Genomic DNA, 6,549 nt, shown 5'->3' on the forward strand with positions numbered 1-6,549 from the left:
GGTTGAGCACCCGTACCGCCCGGCGACTCATCCAGTTCTACAGACGCCCCCACCCCCTGGCAACGAGCCCGCTTACTAGGACACCTCGCAGGCCGAGCGCGAGGACCCCGCCGAGGCGCGAGGGGTTCCGCGCAGGTCGCAGCCCCTGCCAAGGGGTGCGCACGGGACCCCCCAGGCCTACTAGGACGGGTCGTATGTGACCTGGGTCCTGTGGGGCGGGTCACCGCCCAGCACCCCGAATGTCACCCTTCGCAGTCGTATGTACCCCTGGGAGAGGCATAGCTTGATGTCCGATTTGTCCGAGAATCGAAGGTGACCGGAGCGTCGAAGGCAGCTTTCCTCGTCGCCCGCCGCAGGGCCTTCAGCAGCGTGCCCCCGAGCGTCAGGGTCAGTACGACCGTCAGCACGGCCCGGCCCAGGTCCCAGCCCACCGACGTCGCCAGGCAGTACGCGACGAAGCGCGCCAGGTTCGCGCCCACCGGGTCCCCCGGACGGAAGGAGACGCCCTGCCCCATGCCCTGCAGGATCACCCAGCCCTGCAGGTTCATCACCGTGCCGTACGCGAACGAACCCACGAAGCCGTACGCGGCCAGCATCAGCAGCTCCGCCCGGCCCCGCAGCCGGACCGCCCCGGGAAGCAGCCCGGCGCCCAGCGCGAACCAGCCCAGGGCGAGCATCTGGAACGGCATCCACGGCCCGACCCCGCCCGTCAGCAGGGCGGAGGCGAACATCGTGACCGAGCCGAGGACGAAACCGAAGCCGGGGCCCAGCACGCGCCCGCTGAGCACCATCAGGAAGAACATGGGCTCCAGGCCCGCCGTTCCCGCCCCCAGCGGTCTGAGCGCCGCCCCCACGGCGGCGAGCACGCCGAGCATCGCCACCGCCTTCGCGTCCATGCCGTTGTCGGCGATGGTCGCCACGGCCACCGCGACCACCAGCGGCAGCAGTGCCGCGAAGAGCCACGGGGCGTCCTGCGCGTGCGCGAGCCCGGACTGGCGGTCGGCGAGGAGCGGCCAGCCGAAGGCCGCGATACCGATGAGGGTGACCAGTACCAGGGCGACCGCGGCCCTGGGGCCGATGCGGACGGGGCGGGCCGGCACCGGGCGGCTCATGCGGACGCCGTTCCCGCGGTGGACGCCGCCAGGGCGTCGGCGACCTGCCGCACGGTGAGCCAGTGGCCCGGGGCGAGGACCTTCGCCACCTGCGGCGCGAATGCGGGGGAGGAGACGACGACCTCGGCCGTCGGACCGTCCGCGACGACCTCGCCGCCGGCCAGGATCACCACCCGGTGCGCGAGCTCCGCGGCCAGCTCCACGTCGTGGGTGGCCAGGACGATGGCGTGGCCTTGCGCCGCGAGCGCCCGCAGGATCTCGATCAGGCGGACCTTGGCGGCGTAGTCCAGGCCGCGGGTGGGCTCGTCCAGGAGCAGCAGGGCGGGACGGCCGGTCAGGACCAGCGCCAGGGCCAGCGCCAGGCGCTGCCCCTCGGAGAGATCGCGGGGGTGGGTGTCGTCGGGGACGTCCGGCAACAGGGCGGAGACCAGGTCACGGCAGGTACCGGGGGCCGCGCCGGCGTCGGAGTCGGCGGCGGCGCACTCGGCGGCGACCGTGTCGGCGTAGAGCAGGTCGCGGGGCTCCTGCGGGACCAGGCCGACGCGCCGCACCATCTCGGCCGGCGGGGTGCGGTGGGGGGTCCGGCCGCCGACGGTGACCTCGCCGGCGGCGGGCGGGACCGTACCGACGAGGGCGGACAGGAGGGTGGACTTGCCGGCGCCGTTGCGGCCCATGAGGGCGATGGTCTCGCCGGGGGCCACCGAGAGGTCGATGCCGTGCAGGACCTGGCGGGGGCCGCGTCGGACGTCGAGGTTCCGCACCACGGCCGTCTCCGTGCCGGGTCCCGTGCCGGGGGCTCGGGCGGGGGCGGGCTTGCTCCGCCGGAGCAGGCTGGCGAGCAGGCCGGGGCCGCTGCCCTCGGGGGCTCCGCCCCCGGACCCCCGCGCCTCAAACGCCGGCGGGGCTGGATCGGGGCTCTGCCTCTGGTCCCGCGCCTCAAACGCCGGCGGGGCTGGAAACGCCGGCGGGGCTGGATCGGGGGTGGGGGTGGGCGGGGCGAGGGGCCGGGAGATCGCCGCGCGGGTGAGGCGGTCCCGGAGGGGGCCGGCCGTGCGGCGGGCGTCGCGGACCGACAGGGGGAGCGGGGTCCAGCCCGCGAGGCGGCCCAGGGAGACCACCGGCGGGTACACGGGAGAGACGGCCATGATCTCGGCCGGGGGGCCCAGGACGGGAGCCGCGCCCGGAGCGGGCAGCAGCAGGACCTGGTCCGCGTACTGGACCACGCGCTCCAGCCGGTGTTCCGCCATCAGCACCGTCGTGCCGAGGTCGTGGACCAGGCGCTGGAGGACCGCGAGGACCTCCTCCGCCGCCGCCGGGTCCAGCGCCGACGTCGGCTCGTCCAGGACGAGCACCTTCGGATGCGGAGTGAGGACCGAACCGATCGCCACCCGCTGCTGCTGCCCGCCGGAGAGCGTGGCGATGGGGCGGTCGCGCAGCTCGTTCAGGCCCAGCAGGTCGAGGGTCTCCTCCACCCGGCGCCGCATCACGGCCGGGGGCAGCCCCAGCGACTCCATGCCGTAGGCCAGCTCGTCCTCGACCACGTCCGTCACGAAGTGGGCCGGCGGGTCCTGGCCGACCGTGCCCACCACGTCCGCGAGCTCGCGCGGCCTGTGCGTACGCGTGTCACGGCCCGCGACCGTGACCCGGCCGCTCAGCGTGCCGCCCGTGAAGTGCGGGACCAGCCCGGACACCGTCCCCAGCAAGGTGGACTTGCCGACGCCCGAAGGGCCGACGAGCAGCGTCAGCTCACCCTCGGGGACCACCAGGTCGACATCGCGCAGCGACGGCTCCGCCGCGCCCTCGTAGGTGACGGACACCTGCTCGAAGCGGATCACTACGGCGCCTCCTCGGGCGGTACGGGTGCCACGAACGCGGGCAGCAGGCCGATCAGGATCGCGGCCGCCGGCCACAGCGGCAGCGCGGGCGCCACCAGCGGGACCACGCCCGGGTGCAGGCCCTCGGGGTCGAGGGTGCCGGCGTACACCAGGAGCGCGGCGACGGCGGCGCCCGAGCCGGCGACCAGCCAGGCGCGCGCCCCCCAGCGGTCGGGCCGGTAGCGGGTCCGCACGGAGCGCCGGCCGCCGAGGCGCAGCCCGGCGAGGGCCAGCACCAGGCCGATGCCGAGGACCGGCAGCGCGTACGCGGCCCCCTGCGCGGCGAGCAGCCCGTAGGTGCCCGCGCACATGCCGAGCAGGCCGCCGAGGGTGAGGACGTTGGTGGTGCGGCGGACGGCGGGCGGGACCGAGGCGGTGCGGCCGTATCCGCGCGCGTCCATGGATGCGGCGGTGGCGACGGAGCGCTCCAGCGCGCCCTCCAGGACCGGCAGTCCGATCTGCAGGACGGCCTTCACCCCGCCGGTGGGGCGGCCGCGCAGGCGGCGGGCGGTCCGCAGCCGGACCACGTCGGCGACCATGTTCGGCGCGAAGGTCATGGCGACGACTACGGCGACCCCGGCCTCGTACAGGGCGGCCGGGAGCGACTTCAGCAGCCGCGCCGGATTGGCGAGGGCGTTCGCGGCGCCGACGCAGACGAGCAGGGTGGCCAGCTTGGCGCCGTCGTAGAAGGCGAAGACCAGCTGTTCGGCGGTGACCCGACCGCCGAAGCGGATGCCCTGCGCCCAGGCGGGGAGGGGGACCTCCGGAAGGGTGAAGAGGGTGTGCGAGCCGGGAAGAGGGGAGCCGAGGAGCATGGAGAAGAGGAGGCGCAGGCCGATGACGAAGAGGCCGAGCTTGAGGAAGGCACCGTAGGAACGGGCCCAGGGGGCGTCCGTGCGGCGGGCCGCGACGACGTAGCCGGCCGAGCCGACGATCAGCCCGAGGAGCAGGGGGTTGGTGGTGCGGGAGGCGGCGGTGGCCAGGCCGAGCGCCCAGAGCCACCAGGCGCCGGCGTGCAGCGCGTTCCCGCGCGTGGCCTGCGGCGGCCGCCAGTTCCCGGACCGGGGGCGCGGGACCGCCGGCGCGGCGACGCCGGGGCAGCCGCCGCGGGCGCCGGCACGGGGACGGCCGACGGATGCCGTCGCGCCGACGGGCCGCCCGGGCGGGCCCGCGGGCGCGGCGTTCCCCTGTGCGGAGCGGTCCGGGGCCGGGGTGGCCGGTGTCATCGCGTGCGGCGGCGGGACTGCCGGACGGCGGCGGCAGCGAGGACGACCACCGCCGCGATGCCCGCCAGCAGGCCCGCCGACGGACCGCCGCCGGTGTCGCCCCCGGCGGCGGCGCCGGGGGCGGGGGCGGGGGAGGCCGGGGCGTCCGCCATCGGCTCGCCGCAGCCCTGCTTCGGATAGCCCGCGATCGCGCACAGCAGCGCCGCGCCGTTGTAGCGCAGCGGCTTCGCCACTGCCGCCAGCGCCTCGGCCGCCGTGGCCTGCGGGGCCACCTGCGCGCACGCCGTACGCGGCTGCTCCTGCGGCGGGACCTCGTCGGCCGGTGCGTCCGCCGGAAGACCGAAGTCGATGACCAGCGCCACCCGCTTGGTGCCCGGCGCGGCGGCGGTGGCCCCGCACACGGCCTGGAAGTCGGCGCCGGCGCGCGGCTGCGCGGCCGCGTCCCCGGCGTCCTTGCTCACCGCGAAGCGGAAGCCCTGGACGGAGCCGTCCGCGGGGCGGGCCATGGACGGGCCCAGCGTCGCGTAGGTCCAGTTGCCGCCCGCGCCGTCCCAGAACGACCAGTAGCGGTAGCTCGATGCCAGGGCCGGGGCGGCCGGCAGCGCGAGGACGACGCCGAGCGCCAGCCCGAGGGCGGGCAGCCGCGGCGCGGTGCGCGGGAGGAGCGGGCGGCGGCGCATCAGAGCTGGTTCTTCTTCCGGCGGCCGCTCAGCAGGATGCCGATGCCCACGCCGGCCGCGGCGCCCGCGCCGACGAGCCACCAGACGTTCTGGCCGCCGGAGTCCTCGGCGCCGTCGTTCTTCACCTCGGTCGCCTCGGTGTTCGCGCCCTGCGGGGCCGGGCCGGTGGCGTTCAGCGCCGAGACGAGGTCGGTGCCGCCGAAGGACTTGGGGTCGGTGCCCGTCGCGTGCGCGGCCAGGATCAGCGTGCCGAGCGCCGCCGGGCTGCCCTTGGACCACTGCGCCGAGTTGCCCTTGAGCCACTCCAGCGCGCCCGCCGCCGACTGCTTGTGGCCGGCCGCGGCCAGGGCGATCACGGCGTCGGCCGTGTTGCCGGTGTCCGCCGTGGGCTGGTCGGCGCCCGGGGTCACCGCGGTGAGGTGGCCGTCCTTCTTGAGGGCCTCGGCCAGGTAGCCGGCCGCGCCGTGGGCGGCGGCCGCCGGGTCGGCGCCGTCCGCCGGGCAGGTCAGCGGGGCGGCGGGGGTGTCCGTACCGGACGGGACGACGACCGCGCCCTTGCCCAGGCCGGCCAGGGTCGCGGCGGCCGTCGCGTCGGCGTTGGCGAGCAGCTTCCCGTCGATCGGCTGGTACGCGAAGGCGCCCCGGTCGGCTGCCGGTTCGGCGGCGCAGCCCAGCTGGAAGGGGAGCAGGCCGTCGTAGGCCGACTTGCCGGCCTTCGACCTGACGTCGGCCGGCTTCTCGCCGGCGGCGGCCAGGGCGCTGATGACCACGGAGGTGGAGCTGGCCTCGCTCGGGGTGCCGGGTACGTAGGCCCAGCCGCCGTCCTCGTTCTGGACGGACTTCAGCCAGTCGACGCCCTTCTTGACGGCGTCGTCGTGGCCGCCGAGGGCCTTGAGCGCCTGCACGGCCACGGCGGTGGCGTTCGTGTCGAGCATCGTCGTCGCGTCGCACGCCGCGCTCGCGTCCGCGCGGAAGGAGGCGAAGCCGCCGTCGGCGCACTGCTGGCCGGTCAGCCAGTCGACGGCCTGCTGGGCGGGCTTGAGGCCGACGGTGTGCTGGGCGAGCAGTGCGAAGGACTGCCGCCACACGCCGTCGTACGTCGGGTCGTTCTTGCCGAACAGCCCGGAGGGGACGACCGGCGGCGCGGAGGGGGAGGCGGGCGGGGCGGTGTCGGCGAGGGCTGCGGGGGCGGCACCCACGCAGAGCACGGCGGAGGCGGCGAGCGCGGCGGCGCTGCGGCGGACGTTCATGGGGGCGGGTGCCTCTCGTGCTGGGGAACGGGAGGCAGGCACGCGCAGGCACCGGGCTCCGGCTCCGTTTACCTCGACGGTGCCGGCCGCCGGGGGACCCGGCGGCACGAGCCGCGCACCTCCGCAACGGGGCAGTCCGGCTCCCCGCCCCGGCGGTGCCGGGAGGGTCACGGTTGCGGGTCAGCGCCGGATTCTCACCGGCTTCCCCCCGTACGGAAGTGTGGACGACGGGGTCACTGTACCGGCCCGTAGCCCTCGTGCCGGGTGGCGCCGGCCACGTCCACCCCTTACCGGCACGGGCCCCGGGGCCGCCCCGGGTCGCCGTTCGCGCAGGTGGCGGGCAGGCGGGCAGGCGGGCAGGTGGGCAGGCGGCCGGGCCGGCCGGGCCGGGGGGGGGGGGGGGGGGG

Annotated in this window: 5 protein-coding genes and 1 riboswitch; all 5 genes read right to left on the reverse strand. The window is 76.5% G+C overall.

All coding sequences use genetic code 11. The features are described 5' to 3' along the window. Positions 1 to 242: 242 nt before the first annotated feature. From ACWFQ8_RS33175 to ACWFQ8_RS33195, 5 genes are read right to left on the reverse strand one after another with little or no spacing between them, the layout of a single operon-like run. Entirely contained in the window at positions 243 to 1,112 is an 870-nt protein-coding gene (locus ACWFQ8_RS33175) for an ECF transporter S component (protein WP_453789989.1), read from the reverse strand. Beyond that, on the reverse strand, positions 1,109 to 2,947 hold the full coding sequence (locus tag ACWFQ8_RS33180) for an ABC transporter ATP-binding protein (RefSeq protein WP_453789990.1): 1,839 nt from the start codon (positions 2,945 to 2,947) through the stop codon (positions 1,109 to 1,111). The genes ACWFQ8_RS33175 and ACWFQ8_RS33180 overlap by 4 nt, the downstream gene beginning before the upstream one ends. Continuing rightward, the gene (locus ACWFQ8_RS33185) at positions 2,947 to 4,212 is read right to left on the reverse strand and encodes an energy-coupling factor transporter transmembrane component T (RefSeq protein WP_453789991.1); all 1,266 of its coding nucleotides are present in this window, start codon (positions 4,210 to 4,212) and stop codon (positions 2,947 to 2,949) included. Before ACWFQ8_RS33185 ends, ACWFQ8_RS33180 begins: the two co-directional genes overlap by 1 nt. Then, positions 4,209 to 4,892, reverse strand: a complete 684-nt coding sequence (locus tag ACWFQ8_RS33190; protein ID WP_453789992.1) for an SCO2322 family protein — start codon at positions 4,890 to 4,892, stop codon at positions 4,209 to 4,211. The genes ACWFQ8_RS33185 and ACWFQ8_RS33190 overlap by 4 nt, the downstream gene beginning before the upstream one ends. Beyond that, positions 4,892 to 6,142, reverse strand: a complete 1,251-nt coding sequence (locus tag ACWFQ8_RS33195) for a prenyltransferase/squalene oxidase repeat-containing protein (protein ID WP_453789993.1) — start codon at positions 6,140 to 6,142, stop codon at positions 4,892 to 4,894. Before ACWFQ8_RS33195 ends, ACWFQ8_RS33190 begins: the two co-directional genes overlap by 1 nt. A 138-nt stretch (positions 6,143 to 6,280) precedes the next feature. Next, positions 6,281 to 6,348: riboswitch (cobalamin riboswitch) on the reverse strand. Positions 6,349 to 6,549: the final 201 nt, after the last annotated feature.

Source organism: Streptomyces sp. NPDC055254 (genome assembly GCF_053606025.1).